Source organism: Telluribacter sp., from assembly GCF_035998675.1.
Taxonomy (GTDB): domain Bacteria; phylum Bacteroidota; class Bacteroidia; order Cytophagales; family Spirosomataceae; genus Telluribacter.
In genome coordinates this window covers 249625-267999 of record NZ_DASYHI010000013.1, presented here as the reverse complement: position 1 = coordinate 267999, position 18375 = coordinate 249625, and the positions used below count along the sequence as shown (strand labels likewise).

The 18375-nt window shown below is 52.3% G+C and carries 15 protein-coding genes; 4 read left to right on the top strand and 11 right to left on the bottom strand.

Translation table 11 applies throughout. The features are described 5' to 3' along the window. Nucleotides 1-330: 330 nt before the first annotated feature. Entirely contained in the window at nucleotides 331-993 is a 663-nt protein-coding gene (locus VGN67_RS05985) for a hypothetical protein (RefSeq protein WP_327485870.1), read from the top strand. An 11-nt stretch (nucleotides 994-1004) separates the two neighbouring features. Next, entirely contained in the window at nucleotides 1005-1958 is a 954-nt protein-coding gene (locus tag VGN67_RS05980) for a DUF6624 domain-containing protein (protein WP_327485869.1), read from the top strand. Nucleotides 1959-2014: 56 nt separating this feature from the next. Here VGN67_RS05980 and ypfJ read toward each other — a convergent pair whose 3' ends face one another. From ypfJ to VGN67_RS05965, 3 genes are all read right to left on the bottom strand, one after another. Continuing rightward, nucleotides 2015-2866 (bottom strand): KPN_02809 family neutral zinc metallopeptidase, encoded by an 852-nt coding sequence (gene ypfJ, locus VGN67_RS05975; protein WP_327485868.1) that lies wholly within the window; start codon nucleotides 2864-2866, stop codon nucleotides 2015-2017. Between the two features lie 401 nt (nucleotides 2867-3267). After that, complete coding sequence (locus VGN67_RS05970; RefSeq protein WP_327485867.1) at nucleotides 3268-3708, bottom strand: response regulator; 441 nt, start codon at nucleotides 3706-3708, stop codon at nucleotides 3268-3270. Between the two features lie 151 nt (nucleotides 3709-3859). Then, nucleotides 3860-4822 carry an NAD(P)-dependent alcohol dehydrogenase gene (locus VGN67_RS05965; protein ID WP_327485866.1) on the bottom strand — a complete coding sequence of 321 codons (963 nt, stop codon included), beginning with the start codon at nucleotides 4820-4822 and terminating at the stop codon, nucleotides 3860-3862. Nucleotides 4823-4933: 111 nt separating this feature from the next. On the opposite strand from VGN67_RS05965, the gene VGN67_RS05960 reads away from it, so the two are divergent. Further along, nucleotides 4934-5212: a hypothetical protein gene (locus VGN67_RS05960; RefSeq protein WP_327485865.1), complete on the top strand. Its 279-nt coding sequence runs from the start codon at nucleotides 4934-4936 to the stop codon at nucleotides 5210-5212. A gap of 245 nt (nucleotides 5213-5457) precedes the next feature. Here the strand turns inward: VGN67_RS05960 and VGN67_RS05955 are convergent, their stop codons facing one another. Both VGN67_RS05955 and VGN67_RS05950 read right to left on the bottom strand, forming a co-directional pair. Further along, nucleotides 5458-6345, bottom strand: a complete 888-nt coding sequence (locus VGN67_RS05955) for a PIG-L deacetylase family protein (RefSeq protein WP_327485864.1) — start codon at nucleotides 6343-6345, stop codon at nucleotides 5458-5460. A gap of 118 nt (nucleotides 6346-6463) precedes the next feature. Then, nucleotides 6464-7627, bottom strand: coding sequence for an alpha/beta fold hydrolase (locus tag VGN67_RS05950; RefSeq protein WP_327485863.1), 1164 nt, complete (start codon nucleotides 7625-7627; stop codon nucleotides 6464-6466). Nucleotides 7628-7891: 264 nt separating this feature from the next. On the opposite strand from VGN67_RS05950, the gene VGN67_RS05945 reads away from it, so the two are divergent. Continuing rightward, nucleotides 7892-9538 carry a sensor histidine kinase gene (locus tag VGN67_RS05945; protein ID WP_327485862.1) on the top strand — a complete coding sequence of 549 codons (1647 nt, stop codon included), beginning with the start codon at nucleotides 7892-7894 and terminating at the stop codon, nucleotides 9536-9538. Between the two features lie 93 nt (nucleotides 9539-9631). Here VGN67_RS05945 and VGN67_RS05940 read toward each other — a convergent pair whose 3' ends face one another. The 6 genes from VGN67_RS05940 to VGN67_RS05915 form a co-directional block, all read right to left on the bottom strand. After that, entirely contained in the window at nucleotides 9632-10231 is a 600-nt protein-coding gene (locus VGN67_RS05940) for a hypothetical protein (protein WP_327485861.1), read from the bottom strand. Nucleotides 10232-10264: 33 nt separating this feature from the next. After that, nucleotides 10265-11359 carry a hypothetical protein gene (locus VGN67_RS05935; RefSeq protein WP_327485860.1) on the bottom strand — a complete coding sequence of 365 codons (1095 nt, stop codon included), beginning with the start codon at nucleotides 11357-11359 and terminating at the stop codon, nucleotides 10265-10267. Nucleotides 11360-11501: 142 nt separating this feature from the next. Beyond that, a complete protein-coding gene (locus VGN67_RS05930; protein ID WP_327485859.1) occupies nucleotides 11502-12686 on the bottom strand; it encodes a histidinol-phosphate transaminase in 1185 nt (394 codons plus the stop codon). Nucleotides 12687-12757: 71 nt separating this feature from the next. Continuing rightward, nucleotides 12758-13240: a hypothetical protein gene (locus VGN67_RS05925; RefSeq protein ID WP_327485858.1), complete on the bottom strand. Its 483-nt coding sequence runs from the start codon at nucleotides 13238-13240 to the stop codon at nucleotides 12758-12760. Between the two features lie 53 nt (nucleotides 13241-13293). Beyond that, nucleotides 13294-14769, bottom strand: coding sequence for a SusD/RagB family nutrient-binding outer membrane lipoprotein (locus VGN67_RS05920; RefSeq protein WP_327485857.1), 1476 nt, complete (start codon nucleotides 14767-14769; stop codon nucleotides 13294-13296). Between the two features lie 46 nt (nucleotides 14770-14815). After that, on the bottom strand, nucleotides 14816-18025 hold the full coding sequence (locus VGN67_RS05915) for a SusC/RagA family TonB-linked outer membrane protein (RefSeq protein WP_327485856.1): 3210 nt from the start codon (nucleotides 18023-18025) through the stop codon (nucleotides 14816-14818). Between the last annotated feature and the right edge of the window lie 350 nt (nucleotides 18026-18375).

Genomic DNA, 18375 nt, shown 5'->3' with positions numbered 1-18375 from the left:
CGTTACAGGTAAATATACTATAAATCAGCGGGTTTTATATTTATTTCTGATTTAATAGAAACTTTAAAAGAAAGGAAAACTACCTCTGCCAACGGTGGCAACGCGATTCGATGCTACCGTGACCCCGGCGCTGGGGGTAAAGTTTTAGGTGATTTATAGGACTACACCAGGGACTCGCTACCCGTGGCACGGTTTCAAACCGTGCCACGGATAAGCAGGCTTTACCGTAGTAAAAAATAAAGCAGAGCGCCTACTACTATATGTAAAGGTTTCTTATATTTCAGGGGCAATCGGAAAACTGATCCATCCATCCTCTAACCACTCCATCCCATGAAGCACTATACCTACGAGTACACCAATCAAAAAGCCCTTTTCCTCCTGTTAGGTACCTGCTTTGTTTTGCTAATAGTTCTTCTGCTTGGTATACCCTACATGGCCCCTCTCCTAGGAAGTACACTTTATGCCACATTGGCTATAGGTACCCCTTTTCTCGTTTTCTTTCTCAATAAGAAGAAAATAAAGAAAGTGGGAGAAGCCCACCTGGAGGATACGTCGCTTACCGTTATCCTTTTCAACCAAACCCGGCACATCCGGTTTAGTGAGCTTAAATCCTATAAAGTAGAACACTATAATGGTACCAGGCTAAGCTGTACCTTTACGGATAACACCAAGTTCAGGCTGGTTGCGAATTATCAGTTTTGTAAGCCCGAGGCATTTGAAGCCTTATGTGATGATCTGGAACGTACCATCAATCAGTACGTAGTCGAAACCAACACCGAACTGGTTCGTAAGCCTTCTTTATATGAGCAAAAATGGATGCCTTTTCTATTGGTAGCCATGTCCTTGACGATGGTATGGGTGTTCTTTCGCACTTATTCATCCGGTATCAAGCCTCCACTTTCCAGTTATTCTCCTGTAATCATTCTGGCAGGTTTATGGGCTGCCTATTTTAAAGCCCGTGAAAAAAATAAAGGTAAAGTACCTCATGTCTAGCACCGCTACCAATGAAACACTTACTACTAACTCTGGGCTTCCTGTGGATACTAAACGGGCCTGCGGTAGCTCAGGAGGTTATCTACGCCACGCAGGATACCGTTTATATCAATGCCGTAGAGGCAGCGCTAAAAGCCCTGAAAGTGGGAGATTGTACTACCTGCCTCACCCAGTATAAACGGGCCTTTTCGGTTTCCCATACAAGTGCCATGAGTACCTTACGGGCTGCGGTATGTGCCTGTCAGTGCCAGCAGAAGGAGCAGGCCCATATTTATATGAAAAAGGCCATCGCTTTAGACTGGGAACTTAGCGAGGAAATATGGGAAGATCAGCAGGAGCATCCGGAGTTAGCCCCTTTGCGAGCCAGCGCCCTGGCCGCGGACTTTCAGCAGTACCTTGACGAAGAAAAGAGAGCCGCAGGACGTAACCCAGACCTTGAACGCGAGTTAAAGCAGATTCGTGAAGCTGACCAGAAGCCCCGGCTGAAGATGGACACCGTTGGCCGCGAGTACGGCTTTGATTCTCCGGAGGCAAAACCCGTGTGGGAAGAGATGAAGCGTGTTGATTCTGTCAATCTTCCCAAAATAGAGCGGATCCTTCAAGAGCATGGCTATCCCGGTAAAACGCTGGTCGGCGAAGATCAATCTATAACGGCCTGGTTAGTGATCCAGCACGCTGCACTGGCCGTTCAGGAAAAGTACTTCCCCCTGATACAGGAAGCGGCTCAACAGGGCGAATTAGATAAATCACACCTGGCTTTACTGGTGGATCGTATCCGCGTTTTCAAAGGTCAGAAGCAACTATTTGGTTCCCAGGTAAGGAATGGCCCGGATGGTAAACCTGCCGGATTCGAACCTATTGAAGATGAGCCAAATGTGAATAAACGACGAGCAGAGATGGGGCTTCCTCCCCTTGAGGATTACGCAAAACACTTTGGCTTTGAGTATGTAGTACCCAAGGAGTAGGAGGGGCTTACCCGTGCCACGGTTCAAAACCGTGGCACGGGTACTATAAAAGAAATTTACCGTATATCCTGAATACGCCCCTGGCTCAGGTCGCCGGATTCGTACCCTTTCCTGAACCAGTACATGCGTTGCTGGGAAGTACCATGCGTGAACGCATCGGGTACTACGTAGCCCTGCGATTCTTTCTGTAGTTTATCGTCGCCAATGGCATTTGCCGCAGTCAGGGCGGCTTCCAGGTCGCCGGGTTCCAGAATATTGCTCATTTCGTGCGCCCGGTTGGCCCACACGCCCGCCAGAAAATCGGCCTGCAGTTCCAGCTGCACCGAGAGCTTGTTGTAGTCGGCCCGGCTCAGCCGCCCGCGCTGCTGCTGCACCTGGTCCGAGATCCCCATCAGGTTCTGCACGTGGTGGCCTACTTCGTGAGCGACCACGTAGGCCACGGCAAACTCACCGGGCGCGCGGAACCGCTCCCTCAACTGGTCACAAAACGAAAGATCAATGTAAACCTTCTGGTCGGCCGGACAGTAAAACGGACCCATCGCGGCGGAGGCACCGCCGCAGGCGCTTTGGGTGGCGTCGTCAAATAGCTGTAGGGTAGGGGCCTGGTACTGCGAGTTGTTTTCGGCGTAAATTGTGGTCCATACGTCTTCGGTACTTCCCAGTACTGCCGATACAAAATCGGCCATCTGGTCATCGGGTCGCGGCCCCGCCGGGCGTGTTTCATTCTGTGCGGTCGGTTGCTCACTACCCTGAATCTGGGATAGGATTTCGCCCGGGTCCTGGCCGGTGAGGAGGCCAATCGCCAGCAAAATCACAAAGCCGAGCCCACCCACGGCTACCTTGCCTCCGCTGGACATGCCGCGGCGGTCTTCTACGTTTCTGCTTCTCCGTAAGTCCTGCCAACGCATAGTTATCCTTGATTTTAAGTTATTCTTTTACCAGTGAAGTACCTTTACCAACGTACCTGCTCCGGGAGCGTGTGAGCAGGAATCCCGGTACGTGGTTAATGTTTAAACCAGAAAGTGCAGGTGGCAAGCCAGAGCAGTGGCTGGTACTTGGTAAATAACCTCAAAAGCGGGGAAGTGTTTTCTGGGTAACGAAAGGTAGTTCTCCATCCATCTGCGTAAACGAATATCATCCGTTTTTCGCCCGGTGGCTGGCCGGTTTCAAAGGGGAAAGCGGGCCGGGTACTTTTGGTGGAGGAGCGCGGTGGCCCGGCGGGAGGTCGGGTCCGGAAAGGAATTAAAAAGCCACGGCTGAGTTCGGCCGTAACTTCCTGATTGTATAGGTAAGGTATTTTGGTAGTACCCTAAGCAGGATTTGAAGTACCGCTTTCAAATATTCCCTTTCGTTGAACAAAAAATTGCTCGAGAAACTTCAAATTACCAGCTTTTAAAGGTTGAGGCAGGAAATCTATGACACAGGAATAACTCAGTGCTTTTAATTTATCCGCAGGATCCATGGAAGACGACAATATGCAGACGCAGGTATTGGGAAATTGCTCCTTTGACAATATCGTAAAGGTGTCAAGAAACTCCCAGCCGTTCATGACGGGCATATTAACATCCAGAAATATAAGATCAGGTACTCTGTTGCCTTCCTGAGCAGCTACCAGTGCCAGATAGTTCAGGGCTTCCTGTCCGTTTCGCTGAATCGTAATGTTTTCAGCGAAACTATACTTCCTGATGGCCCTTTCCACTAAGCTAATGGTGATTTCATCGTCCTCTACAATCAATACATTTGTTACCATTCAGCCGATATTCGTTTATTTATCTGGTAAAGGTAGTAAAATATTGTTTAATATTGGGTGGAGCGCGGTGGAGGAACAAGGCCGAGAAAATCGCTGCTTCGCGCAATAGAAGACAAAAACAGCCCGCCACAACTACCAGCGACTAGTCAGTTCACCACATGGTTACTACCACATTCCCTACTTTCTGTCCTGTTTCTACAAAGCGGTAGGCTTCGGCAATCTGGTCGAGGGGGTAAGTACTGTCGATCACGGCCCGGTACTTTCCCTGTTCGGTAAGATCCCTGACGAGGCGGATACTCTTTTTGTAATCGGACGGAATAGGAAATATCACTTTGGTAGCACCCGCCAGCGGCGTTACCAGGGCCAGGAAAATATTCTGCGCTCCATACCCCAGCTCCGACGAAATATACGCGCCCCCCGGCAGCAGCAGCGGCTTGCACCGGCCGTAGGAACTCTTGCCCACGGTGTCAAAAACGTAATGGTACTTCTCGTCCTGTTGGGTGAAGTCTTCCCGGCTGTAGTCAATGACCCGCTCGGCCCCCAGGGCTTTGACCAGTTCAAGATTCCTGGTAGCACAAACCGCCGTTACCCGGGCGCCGTAGAACTTCAGGAGCTGCACCGCCGCCGACCCAATGGCCCCGGTAGCGCCGTTTACAAGTACCTTCTGCCCGGCCACGAGGGAGATTTTATTGATAAAGTTATAGGCGTAGTGGGTACCTTCGGAGCTGGCCGCCGCCTGCTCGTAGGAGGTACCTTTGGGTATATGGGTGAGGGCCCGGTCCTCGGCCAGTGTCAGGTACTGGGCCTGGGTACTCAGGCCTATATCTTCAAACCCAAACACCCGGTCCCCGACTTTAAAAGCCGTTACGTCTTTGCCCATGGCTTCTACCTGACCCGCAAACTCGGTACCCGGAATGGGGTTGCGGGGCCGTCGCAATCCCGTAAAAAAGCGCATGATAAACGGCTTCGCCCGCAGCATGGCGCAGTCGGTGCGGTTGACGGTAGCGGCGTGGACGCGCACCAGTACCTCGTTGTCTTTGGGTACCGGCCTCGCTACCTCCTGTACTTTCAGGACAGAGGGCGGTCCGTATTCGGTGTAAGTGGCGGCTTTCATGGGTGTGTTTGGTAAAAATCAAGTAATAAAGTACTTTGAGCGGACATTGCAGATAGTCAAATACAAGCATTTTTTACAGTTACTAACAACAAACTAACCATTTCATCGACCATGAAAACCATTCACTTCTCTCTTGACATCAAATCATTTTTTGTAGGAGCCTTTACTCTTGGGGGCATTCTGCTACTAGCCAATTTTACACCTGCCGGGAAAGGCCAATCAGCGTCTGATATTATTGATACACGCCGCTTCCAGGTCGTAGCCGGGGATAGAGAGACGGTTATCCTAGACACCCAGACGGGGCGTTTTATTGTTTCACCGGGTTATATTGGTCAGCCCCGCTGGGTCAACGGAGACTTTGAAGAACTTCTGAAGCGGGAGAGGAAGTAGAGTAAGTACTTCCCCACACTTCATAATGTTTCATTTCGATTAAACTGCTTGAATTGTGGTATAAAAATGTTACACTACTATTTCCTAACCTAGAAAATAGTAGTGTAACACCCTTGATAGTTAAGTACTTGCGCAAAAGTACTTTGCATTAGAATTATTTACAATCCGGTATTATACAGCAACTTAGAGAACTAACCACTAAAAGCTAATTTCTGATAGCTACTTAATTATCTGGTAGTTATACTTTACTTCAGCATCGGAAACAACCGCTTCAAATCATCTTCGGTAGGGCGGGCGCCGTATTCACAAATTTCAAAGGCTTCGGCGTGTTGTACCTGAGCGGCTTTGTCTTTGCCGTACCACTTTTCCAGCGAGGCCCGTACTTCGGGTGTTATTCTTGTCGCCCGGGTTTTAGCTAACCACGGTTCCTGCTCGGCTTTGTTGGCAGGTACCTGGTCCAGGAAGCCACCGATCCAGGGGAGCCACTCGTACACCTGTGACTGGTGCGCGTCCAGGGCGTGTACCTTCTGGGCGTACACGGGCGTGATGTCAATGGCTACGTCGGGCCGGAAGGGGTTGGGGCGCTGGAAGTGGTCCTGGAAGTACAGGAATATCGGGTTCTTCTGCAGGCGGGGCGTTTCGGGAGCCACGTTAGGTACCGCTACCATGTAGGCGGCGTCCTGCACCAGTACGCCGGTGTAGCGGTGGTCGGGGTGGTAGTCGTTGGGGCGCGGGGCTATGACCACGTCGGCGTCCCACTCGCGCATCTTTTTGATGAGCTGCAAGCGGGTTTTGAGGTCGGGCAGGAGCTGACCATCGTGGTTGTCAAGTACGTCGTAGGTCACGCCAAAGCGCTTGCCAGCTTCCTGGGCCTCAGCGAAGCGGCGTTTGGCCAGGGCTTTTCCTTTCATGGTCTGGTGGCCTGCGTCGCCGTTGGTCACTGCCACAAATTTAACGGCATGGCCCATGGAGGCCAGCAACGCGGCGGTACCCCCACCTTTCAGGTCGCAGTCGTCGGGGTGCGCGCCGATCATGATGATACGAATGGGTTTGGTAGCGGTCTGCGCCCAGGCAGTAGTACCCGCGCCAAGCGCCAGAAATAGTACGAGCAGGAGTGATGTCAGACGATTCATAGGTGTAATTGGAGTTAGGTTTTAGGTACTTGTTTAGTTGTTATACCCACCCTTTGGTGGTTACTACTTACTCTGTAGTTGTGCTTGTGGGGACACAGGCACAGGTGATGGTACTTGTTTACTCAGCTTGTAGTGCCATAAATGTTTTTGCTTTTTCCCTGATCTTGTCGGTTTCGCAGCCGTTGGCCAGGTGGCCGCAGTTGCCGGTCAGCTCGAGGAGTTCGGCGTTCAGGTCGCGGGCCAGCTGGATAGCCGACAGCGGATTGACCATGTGGTCCTGCAAGGCTACCACCACCAGTACCTTTGCCTGGGTACTCCGGAGGGCCTCTTCCCGGTCGCGGCCCCGGAATACATCGTGGCCCAGCATGGCTCTGAGCTGCGAGGCCCAGTTGTAAGGATTATTGTTTTTGACGTATTCGGCCTCCTTGGCCTGTACATGTTGCCGGAATTCCTGTTCGGTGGGGAGCTTTGCGTAGTAGTAACTGGGCGAGGTCAGGTGCATTTCGTGCAGAGCGCCCACGGTTTTCATGGCGTCGGTACTGTACTTACCCCGTTCCAGCACGGCCAGTTGCGTACCCCACAGGAAGCGGTCATAGGCCGACTGGTTGGGCGTACCTACAATGGAAACGACCTTGTTCATCAGGCCGGGGTAGCTAAACAACCACTCAAGGCTTTGCATGCCACCCATAGAAATGCCCGCTACGGCGTACAGGTGGGGCAGGCCCAGATGCCGGGTAACCAGCTCGTGCTCGGCCCGTACCATGTCCCGGATGGAGAAAGTGGGAAACTGACCGTTGGGCTGCGCTTTGCTGTTGGAAGGTGAGGACGACACCCCATTGCCCAGGGCATCAACTACAATGGTAAAGAAGCGGGTACTGTCGGCTACCTGACCCGGAGCGGCCATGGATAATTTCTGCTGGCTGGTACCCGTAAACCAGGTAGGTACCAGTACGGCGTTGGAGTGGTTGGGGTTAAGGGTGCCGACGGTGCGGTAGCCCAGGCGGCAATTTTTAATTACCTGTCCGTTTTCCAATTTAAAATCACCCAGATTAAAAAATCGTTGCTGGGCCGTGGCAAGGTGGGTAAGTACTAAGATGAAAAGCAGAAAGCAATACGACTTCAAATGCATTAGGTACAGGTTGAATTTACTTTTAAAGCCAGCATTGGGGCTGAAACTACTGTACCCGTGCCACCAGGACCGGCACCAAACGCCCCAGACCAGTCCTTTGGGGAGCGTATAGGGTGGAAAGGTAGTTTCTGGATTGACTCTACACCTTTGCAAAGGAGTTGTGGAGATAAATAGGGCTAAATAATCGAAATGGCATTGATTATTTGAGCATTATCTTAATTTTACATCAAAATGTAATTGCCTGTTCATGCCATTTACTAACTACTTTACGGTAGATAGTCTGGTAAGGGATTGCGGTTATTTAATCCATTTGAAATTTTCTGACTCAGGTACCTGAAAGAAACAGGTAAGGTTGGCCCGACGGTCAACCACTTGCTGTCCTTTCTGGGGGCTTGTTCACAAATCAATCAATAGTAAATGGAGAAGAATGTACTTCCTAAGACAAAAGGCGGACCTATGCTGTCAAATCAGCAGGAAGAATACCCTTTACAGCAACGCGAAAAAAAGTACGGGTACTTTGATCAACTGCATATTCCGACTGCCATTTTGCTGGGCGACGCGCTGGTCTATGACTTTGTGAATCCGGCCTATTGTGAACTGGTCAGCAGAAGGGCCGAAACGCTCCTGGACAAGCCTCTTTTTGAAGTTTATCCGGAATTGAAAGAGACCCCCATTGAGGACGTTATCAATAAAGTACTGCAGAGCGGGGAGCCCCAGCAGGTTGATGAAATCCCTGTTGTGTTTAAACGAAATGGGCTGATGTACAATGGGTACTTCAACATAAAGTACCAGGCCCTGCGGGGCAAGCAGGACACCGTTGAAGGGATAATCGCCGTTGGCTATGACGTAACCAGCCAGGTAGAAGCCGGAAAAAAATTGGCCGAAAGTCAGCAGCAACTCATTCAACTGGCCGACGCCATGCCGCAGGTGGTCTGGATAGCCGATCCGGACGGAATAGTAACTTACTACAACAAACGTGTAAATGAACTGTCGGGCGCTACCCAGGGGGCCGACGGAAAATGGCATTGGGCAAGTGTAGTCCACCCTGACGACCGGGCGCTTACGCTGGAAGTATGGCAGAAGGCCGTAACCACCGGTACCGTGTACGAGATAGAGCACCGCCTGGCTATGTGTGACGGCTCTTTCAAATGGCACCTGAGCCGGGGTTTCCCCCAGCGGGACGCGGAAGGTACTCTACTCAGGTGGTTTGGTACGGCTACCAATATTGATATGCAGAAAGCTTTCTCGGAGCAACAGGAGCAACAGGTAGCGGAGCGTACGCAGGAACTGCACCATTCGAACCGCTCGCTGGAAGAGAAAAACGCGCAGCTGCAGCACGCCAACAAAGAGCTGGAATCGTTTAACTACGTAGCCAGCCATGACCTGCAGGAGCCATTGCGCAAAATTCAAACCTTTGTAAATCTTCTGCAGAATAACTGGCACCTGGAGCAGAAGGCCAACTACCTGGCCAAGATACATACCTCGGCCCAGCGTATGTCGGTCCTGCTGCAGGCCATCCTGAACTACAGTCGGCTGAGCCAGAAAGAGCAATCGTTCATCACTACCGACCTGAATCTGGTACTGCGGCAGGTACTGGACGACTTTGAACTACTCATCTCTGAAAAAGGGGCCGTAATTGATAGTGGTGAATTGCCTCATATTCAGTCCATTCCGGTACAGATGAGCCAGCTGTTTGGCAATCTCATCGGCAATGCGCTCAAGTTTTCGGACAACAACCCGGTCATAAGCATTACCGGTACTGTACTTACCGCCCCCGTTCCTGAGGTACCTCTGGTCATAAGTCCCGGGCAACCCTACGTCAGGCTGGTGTTTGATGACAACGGAATCGGGTTTGATGAGAAGTACGCCGACAAAATGTTTATGCTTTTCCAGCGCCTCCACAAAAGAGAAAGTTACACCGGAACGGGTATTGGCCTGACCATCTGCAAGCGCATCGTTGAACTTCATAATGGCTATATCCGGGCCGAAAATAAATCCGGGCCGGGAGCGGTGTTCCAGGTGTACTTGCCGGTGGTGCATACCCCCAAAGACAAACCGCTGTAAGGCACTTCCCTTTTGATTAATGAAGGTACTTTCCTAAATAAGCAGGAGCCCCGGTTTTGGGGCTCCTGCTTATTTGTTTATCCTGAAATGAAATTATTTGTTTAGTACCACCATATTTTCAACCAGGTAAGACCCGGCTTCCGTAATGAGGTTATACACGCTGGTCAGGGTACTGGCGTTGGCCTGAATAATACCTACCTTCCAGGCCGACACGCCCCCCGTTGCCGCTTCAAAGTGATACAATACATCGCCCTTTACCAGCTCCTGCACCGCCTTGGGTCCCAAACCGGTCTGTACCGGACGCGACGGAGTAGCTTCCAGCAGCAGCGCCGGTACCAGGGGCCAGGTGCTGCGGCTGGCGGTTCGTTCGTCCACCGGGCGCAGGTACAGCTCCGTGACGGCAGCACAGGTGTTTTCCTGGACATCTACCTGCTGTACCCGGGTCGTTACCAACTGGCCGTTCCGGTAGCACTTGACGATATCGCCGGTTTGTACAGCCGAAATGGGTTTTAAACTGCCATCGCCCATGGTAATGGGTACATGGCCCGGAAAGTAATAATCCGTCTTCTCGGCCGGCTTAACCGCCACCGTATCGGTACCCTGAGTGACCGTTGCTACCGGCTGCCCTGGCGACTGCGCCGAAGCGCTGCCACCGGACAGTACCATGGCCAGAACGAAAATGGTTTTACGCATGATGGGTGAATAAAACACAATACTAACAGATTTCTATGCTTTGGAAAGCCTGACGTAGGCTTTGCTTACTACGTTAGGAATAGCGCCCGCCGCTACCAGTACCAGCCCGCTGAAGACCAGTACCGTTGGGTTGGTAAATAAAGTACCGGTCGACAGGATTCCCAGAATGAGCAAGGTGGAGAAAGGCAGCGAGAAAGCCAGCATCAAAACGGCCAGTTCCAGGTCAAAGGTACGCTTTTCTTTGGCCAGTGACCTGGCTTCTTCCTTGGCGTGGAAAGCCGAGATATGGGCCAGTGGCCAGAAACTCGCCGAACTCAGGGGCACCACAATAGCCAGCAGTACCATAGAAGGCTCGCTGATGTGAAATACGTAAATCATACCGGCACTGATGAGCATGGTACTACCTGCCCGGAAGAAAAGGATAGACGTAACCAGCTTTTTCTTGCCGTCTTTCAGCTGCACCGCCAGCCCGATGAATATCAGCACGAGGGGCGTCATCAGGGCGCTTGTTTTATCAAAAATATCAGTCACCACCGGGGGTAGGGTAGTAAAGTTAACGCCCACACTCAGTAGTACTATAGCCAGGATGATGAGGAGGTTGATGGGTTCCTGCACCATACTGAGCAGCAGACTCTTGATTTTACTACCCGTGTTGGTTTCTTCGTCGCTACTGTTCTTGAGGAACATGTTCATAGCCAGCAGGTACAGCGTAATCAGGACAAAGAATTTATTACCTACATCGGCCAGGGCCGCAATGGCCAGACTTTTCTGCCCCAGAAATTCAGCAATAAACGGAAAGCACGACAAACCGGGAGCCAGCGATGGAATGAGCATCATGAGGGTACGGCCGGTAGAGCTGTTCTTTTCAATGCCAAAAAGGGAAAAAGCCAGGGGCGCCGAAAAGTACATCAGGAAATTAAAAACTAGCGTAACCAGCGGTATGAGCAACAGGGTAGAGTCCATTTCGATTTTCATCAGGGAGATAAAAATCGTAGAGGGCAGCGCTACCGAAAGCACAATTTCCTTGATACCGTTGGTCTGCTCTTTGTTCTTAAACTTAGACCTCAGGACCAGTCCCAGGGCTATCAGCAGTAATAAAGTTATGGTTTTTTGAAAGGCATCGCTCATAGTTGAAATGAGTTAAAGGGGTACTAACTATCGGCCAGAGAAAGTCTGTTGGCCCATAGAAACTGTCAGGTTTATCTGGTGTAACAGGCGAAGCCGGAGGTTTCCGGCTTCGCCCGAACGGGCCCGCTACAGGCCCCATGGTTTAGCTAAGTTGCCCCAGGGCGCTCACAAATAGCTTCATTTCGTCCATGGTACCAATACTTACGCGGCACCAGGGTTTGCCCTGAATCTCAAAAGCTCTGATGCCTACGCCTTTGGCCGACATTTTTGTAAGCAGGTCCTTGCCGGGTATACCTACGGGGAAAATCACGAAGTTGGTGTACGATGGAATGTACTTGTAACCCATTTTGTCCAGGTTCTCGTACAGGTACAGCTTGGCCTCGTGGTTCAGCTTGCGGGTGCTGGTCTGGAACTCGGCGTCGTCCAGGCTGGCGTTGGCGGCGGCAATGGAGGTAAAGGCTATACCCATACCACCCCGGGTAATTTTCTGAATCTGATCCAGGGTAGACGGCAGGGCCGCGATGTATCCTACGCGCAGTCCGGCCATACCCATGATCTTGGAAAAGGTGCGGGCCACGATTACGTTTTTCTTTTTGGTCAGCAGCGACACCATGCTTTCGGTATCGGCTCCTACGGCCAGTTCCAGGTAGGCTTCATCCACAAACACGGGTACCTTCTCCGATACGCGTGAGCAGAAGTCGAGCAGGTCTTTACCGGCCGTGACGCTACCCACCGGGTTGTTTGGATTACATACGTACACCAGTTTAGTATCCTTGTCAATAGCGGCTTCCATGGCTTTCAGGTCGTGCGACCAGTCTTCTTTGCAGGGAATCGCCTTCCAGGTAGCACCGGTAGACTTCGCCACATTGATCAGCGACATGTAGGTTGGGTCAGCCGAAACAACGTTACCACCGTTGGCAAAAAGTACCAGCGCCACTTTCTCCAGCAGGTCCGATGACCCCGGCCCCATCATGATATGGTCCGGCGTAACTCCTTCCTTCTTAGCTATTTTGGCCATCAAATCAGTCAGCTCTTTCCAGGCGTAGCGGTTACCCCCTTCTACCGAGGCAGCTACTGCCTTACGGGCCGACACGGGTGGACCATAGGGGTTCTCATTCGCGTTCAGTTTAGCCAGTATTTTAGGGGCAATTTTTTCGTCCAGGAAGTACTCACGTACCATGGGGCTGCGGAAAATCCGGTTTTCGGGGTCCAGGTTGAGGGGCGCGTTTGAAAAGGCACCCATGCTCAGGTGGGGAGCGGCAACCATTCCTCCCAGGGTCAGCAAGCCTGACTTCAATAGATTACGGCGGTCTATTTTCTGATTCATAGTATTGTAGGTTTAACAGGTTTTAACTCTTTGGCAGTGATTGAATAATCGGTTGTTGAAATGGTACCTTGTTATTTGGCCTGAATCTGCGACAGACGCGTAAAGGTGATTCCCTTGTGGGTACCTGTCCAGGAAATTTTTACGGTATTTCCCGCTTTGGGAGCCGCCAGGCCCAGTTCCGCCCAGGTTTTTTCAAGCGTAACTTCACCGCTGGCGTTTGACGAAACCTCCCCTAATGTCGCCCCGGTGCGGAGCGTGATCTTCATCGGAATGTTCGCTACGGGTAGGGAGTCAATGCCCCTGGTATGGTCCAGGATGTTGGTCTTGTCCAGCTCGAGCAGACGCGCTTTCAGGACTACTTTGGCGTCGGCGGCCGAATAGGTTACTGTAGGATCAGCCGCCAGGGGAGCACCAAAAGGAGCCCCTACGATATCAACCAATACCGGAGCCACCACCCGGTCTACAAAGGGGTCTTCTACCTTGCAGGAAGTAACAGCCAGGGCCAAAGCGACTACGCAGCTCAGGGTCGAAAGGTATGTTATGTATTTTTTCATAATCTTTGTCATTTACTGTGAATTGGAAACTGATTTACTACCTGCGGCCTGCCTTATTCTACCCACCAAAGCTTAGTCTTCATGTCGTTGGGGCCACCGTTGAGTGTTTCGGCGGCCTTCACACTGACCTCGTTCAGGGAGTACTCCGAGTTGGGATAGGCAAAGCGGGTAGGTAGTACGCCATCGTTGACGAATATGGCCCGGCTGTCGGCCGCCGGGAATACGGGGAATCCGGTACGGCGTTTTTCGGTCCAGGCTTCGATACCCTGCCCGAACAGCGCCACCCATTTCTGCTCAAGTACTTTTTGTTTGGTGGGAGTGCCCAGTTTGGTCATAAAGTCGGCGGGTACCGTCAGGCCGTACTGGTTGAAAGAAGCCGCAATACCTTTTTCGAAGTACCCCTGCGCGTCGCCGCTGATATCACCATCCAGCGCCGCTTCGGCCAGAATCAGGTTTAATTCCGCAAACGTCATGATTACCTCGGGAGCGTCGGCTTTTACGAAGTAGTTTCCGATGGTGGAGCTGGTAGCCAGGTAAGCCGTGGCAACCGCGTCGGGCAGTCCGTTGGGGTGGCCCTGGTACTTACCATCCTTATTAGGGTTGGCAAATACTGTAATACGGGTATCGCCGAGGGCGTTCATCTTGTCGGCCAGGGTAGAGCTGATATTCCAGTCGGTCCGTCCGTCCTGCACCATCACCTGGTTCCACTCGTTGTTGCTGGGTAGTACGGTAGTACACTTCAGGGTAGCGTTGTCGGCGTTGCTGGTAAAGATGGGGTACTTGGCTGCATCGCTCAGAATCTCCGCCATAATCGCCCGCGACTCGGCGGATTTTTTGGCCGCCTGCCGGTTGGCCAGCCGCAGCCGCAGCGAGTTGGCGAACTTTTTCCATTTCAGAATATCACCCCCGTACAGAATATCACCCGCGATAGCCGGACCCGTTACGCTCAGCTTTTCGTTGGCCAGTTTCAGGTCGTTGAGCATGCCTGCGTACACCTGCTCCATAGCGTCGTACTTTGGCGTGTAGATGGGCGAATCGCTGGTACCGGCCAGCGCCTCCGAGTAGGGGATAGCGCCGTACATATCGGTCAGCAGCGAGAACACCCATGTACGCATCACCAGGCCTACGCCTTCGTAGTTGGCATTGGGACTTTTGCCATTCGGCGCCGACTGAATGATAATCCGCTGAAAATTGAGCAGACCATCGTTAAAGAAGCCTTTCCAGTTGTTGGCCACCAGCGCCGGCGATACTTCGTAGTTGTCGCCTTCGTTGGAGTAAATGTTGCGAGTAAAATGCTGCACGTACAGTTCGGCGGCGTCAATATTGATGCGTTCAAAGCGGGTACGGTGCCCCCAGTAGCGGTCTACGGCCGATTCAATCCCGGTTGGCAGCAGGTACTGCGCACCAATGGCGGTCGGGCTGTTGGGGTTAGTGTTCATGGCGTCGAAACTATCGGTGCAGCTGCTGATGGTCAGCAGGCTGGCCAGCGCCAGGGCCCAGAGGGTTTTATAAGAAGTCAGGTTTTTCATAGGAAAATCTTTAAAGTTCGGTCAAACATCACACGTTTGTCACTCATCAGAAGGAGAAGGATAGGTTCATACCCATGCTGCGTGAGCTGGGGAGTTCGCCGTATCCAAATCCCTGGGCGTTGCCACCTTTGGCGTCAAACTCAGGGTCAACGTGGGGGGTGTTCCTGAAGAGCATCAGGACATTGCGCCCCACCAGCGAAACCTTGGCCGACTGCAGGTGAACTCTTTTGAGCAGCGCCGCCGGAATGTTGTAGCCCAGTGAAAGCTCGCGGAGTTTTACGTAGCTGGCGTCAAAAATGGCCGCTTCGTGGTAGTTACGGGGGTTGTTGTAGGCGTAAAGCTGGTTAGCCGTTACAATAATGCTGTTAGGTACATAGCTTACGCTTCCGTCAGCGGCTTTCATGGCCCGCACACCCGTTCCTATCACCCCCTCCTCACGTCCCAGGGCCGTTTCGGCGTACTGACCCGTCCAGCGGGCAGTACCGGTACCTTCGTCATAAATATCACCACCTATGCGGGCGTCTATCAGTGCTGTAAGGGTTAAGCCTTTAAAGCTGAATGTGTTCAGCATACCACCCGTCCAGTCGGGCTGAATGTTGCCAATAATCTGCTGCGTGGCCTGCCGCAGGGGCAGCCCGTTGTCGCCGTATACAATCTGTCCGTCCGGAGACCGCTCGAAGGCTACTCCGTAGAGGATACCGTAAGGCTGCCCCACGCGGGCTTCTGACGTCATACCGCGCTGGGTAGCCAGGATGTAGGTAGTCAGGCCTTCGGCCAGTTCCTCTACCTTGTTGCGGTTGCGGGAGTAGTTCAGTGACACATCCCAGGCAAAGCCGTTGTCCAGCTTCAGGGGAGTACCCGACAGGGTCAGTTCTATTCCTTTGTTGGTAATTTGTCCGGCGTTCAGGATACGGCGGTCGTAGCCACTGGCTTTGGAAATTTCAACCCCCAGAATCTGGTTACGGGTAGTCTGTTCGTAGTAGGTTACGTCCAGTCCTACTTTACCGCGCAGGAAGCGCAGGTCGGCCCCGAACTCAAGTCCGGTTGTAATTTCCGGCTTCAGGCTGGAATTGGCAATGGAGATACTCTCGGCGAACCTGGGCAGGGAGCCATTCCAGGAGCCGGACGACGTGAAGGTCTGGGCCAACTGGTAAGGATCAGCATCGTTACCTACCTGAGCGTAGCTGGCGCGTACTTTACCAAAGGTCAGGATGTCGCTCTGTACATTAAGCATATCGGTCACTACCGCACTCACCGAAGCCGACGGGTAAAAGTACGAGCGGGCGTTGCTGGGCAGGGTACTTGACCAGTCGTTGCGGGCGGTCAGGTCCAGGAACAGCATATTGCGCCAGCCAAAATTAGCCGCAGCAAACAAGCTTTGTACCTGCGACTTCTGAATCAGACTTTCGATGGTGTTCTGGCTCGGTACCGAATTTCCGGCATTGTAGATACCGTCTACGACCATTTCGTTTACGTTGAAGTAGTTACGCTTGTGGTAGTTGGTCCGGTGAATACCTCCCACCTGAATATTGGAAGTTATATCCGGTGTTAACTCCCGGTTGTAGGTCAGGATAAAATCGTGGTTGGTCTCCTGCTGGCGTAGTACTTCTTCGTTGAACCGGCCCGGCGTACGGTTGCCGTTGCGGACGCGGTCAAAGTTGGTAACGTTAATGCGGGTATCGCTCCATACATCCGTACCCGAGCGCAGCATCAGGCTCAGCGAAGGCAGAATCTTGTAGTTCAGCGCAATATTTCCTAACAGACGGTCCTTGTCGTTGCCGTACGGCAGATGATGGGACGTAAAGAACGGGTTAGTAAAGAAGGTATGCTGCCAGTTAGGCGGGTCGTTATCGGCCGGTTTGCCGGGCAGGGCGCGCTGAATATGTACATCGGTGTAGTCTTCGTAGTTGCGCAGCTGCTCCCACGACACGTGGCGGTGCGCCCAGATAAACTGCTGACCCGCCGTAAAGCTGCGGTTGGTAGCACCCGACTTGATGTACTCACCCGCTATGGTCACGGTTAGGTTTTTGGCCAGGTTATAGCCCGAATTAACCCGGAAGTTGGTCCGGTTAAAATCGTTGTAGTACATAATTCCTTTCTGATCTACGCGGGCGAGGGACAGGCGGAAGAAGCCTTTGTCGTTGCCACCCGAAAGCGCCACGCTATGGTTGATGGTCTGGCCGGTGGCCCAGTACTCTTCCCAGTTGTTGGGCTGAGGCGTAAGCGGAGCTACGTCGGTACCCGTCCACCACTGACGTACCAGTCGGCCGTCCAGGGGCGCTCCCCAGCTTTCGTCCGTTCCGGCCGAGCCGGCCAGTGGGTACCTGGCGTCATATACCGCGCGGTATTGCTGTACCTGCGCCGGATCAGTGATAGAGCCACTCCAGCCGTCGTTATACCAGGTACGGTAGCCACTACCACCGCCGTAGGTATTCTGGAAATCGGGCTTGATCCAGGGGCGCTCAAAGGTTACGTTGGAATTAACCTCTACCCCGATGCCTTTGGTACCTTGTCCGTTTTTGGTTGTAATAAGAATTACTCCGTTGGCCGCCCGTGAACCGTACAGCGCCGCCGCGTTGGGCCCCTTCAGGACCGACATTTCTTTAATGTTATCAGGATTAATCTCCGAGATACCACCCCCCATCTGGTTGCTGCTACCCGTGGTGCTGGTACCTGTCTGGGTGCTACCACCTTGCTGCATAGGTACCCCGTCAATAACAACCAGGGGCTGGTTGTTGCCCGAGATAGACGAAGAGCCGCGAATCTGAATAGTAGAGCCGCTACCGGGGCCACCATTGGACTGTATACGCAAGCCCGCAATCTTACCCGAAAGGCCGTTGGCTACGTTGGTTGACCGCGATTCGGTGAGGCTGCTACCTTTGATTTCCTGTACGGTATAGCCCAGCGCTTTTTTCTCCCGCTCAATACCAAAAGCCGTTACGACTACCTCGGCCAGCTGGCGGGTATCTGCGCTTAGTTTGATGTCAAATCCAGTTTTACTGCCGATAGGTACCTCCTGCGAAAGGTAGCCCACAAAGGAGAAGACGAGTATACCGTCGTCGGGGACGGTGATTTTAAAGTTTCCATCAGAATCGGTATTGGTACCGACATTGGTGCCCTTATAGATAACAGAAGCACCCGGAAGGCCAAGTCCATCCTCGACGGCTGTGATCTTACCAGAAAGCTGGCGCACCTGGGCCAGGCTTAATGTAGATAGCAAACAGCCCCATATCAAAACAAGTATAGTTTTTCTCATGGGAAGTTTCCGGTTAATTAATTAGATAGGTTAGAAAATGGAAATCCGTTGGTAAAAAGCTTATGGCTGCGACAGATTGTACATTCGTGGGCCGCACACACTACCGTGCAACCGCCACAGCCATAAGCCTGATTGTTTGCTTTTCCGGAAAGCAACACCTCTTAGCGAGGACGAACAGCGGGCATGAGCAGAAAATCGGGACAAAAGATCCCCTGCGTCAACGAAAGCGGTTCGTTCACGGGTCTGTTTGAGGTTTATGTATGTTCTAGATCAAAACAAGTCCGGAGGCGCTTAACGGGCTACTACATCGTGGCATCCTGCCTGGCAGAATACGTTCAACGCTCCGACTC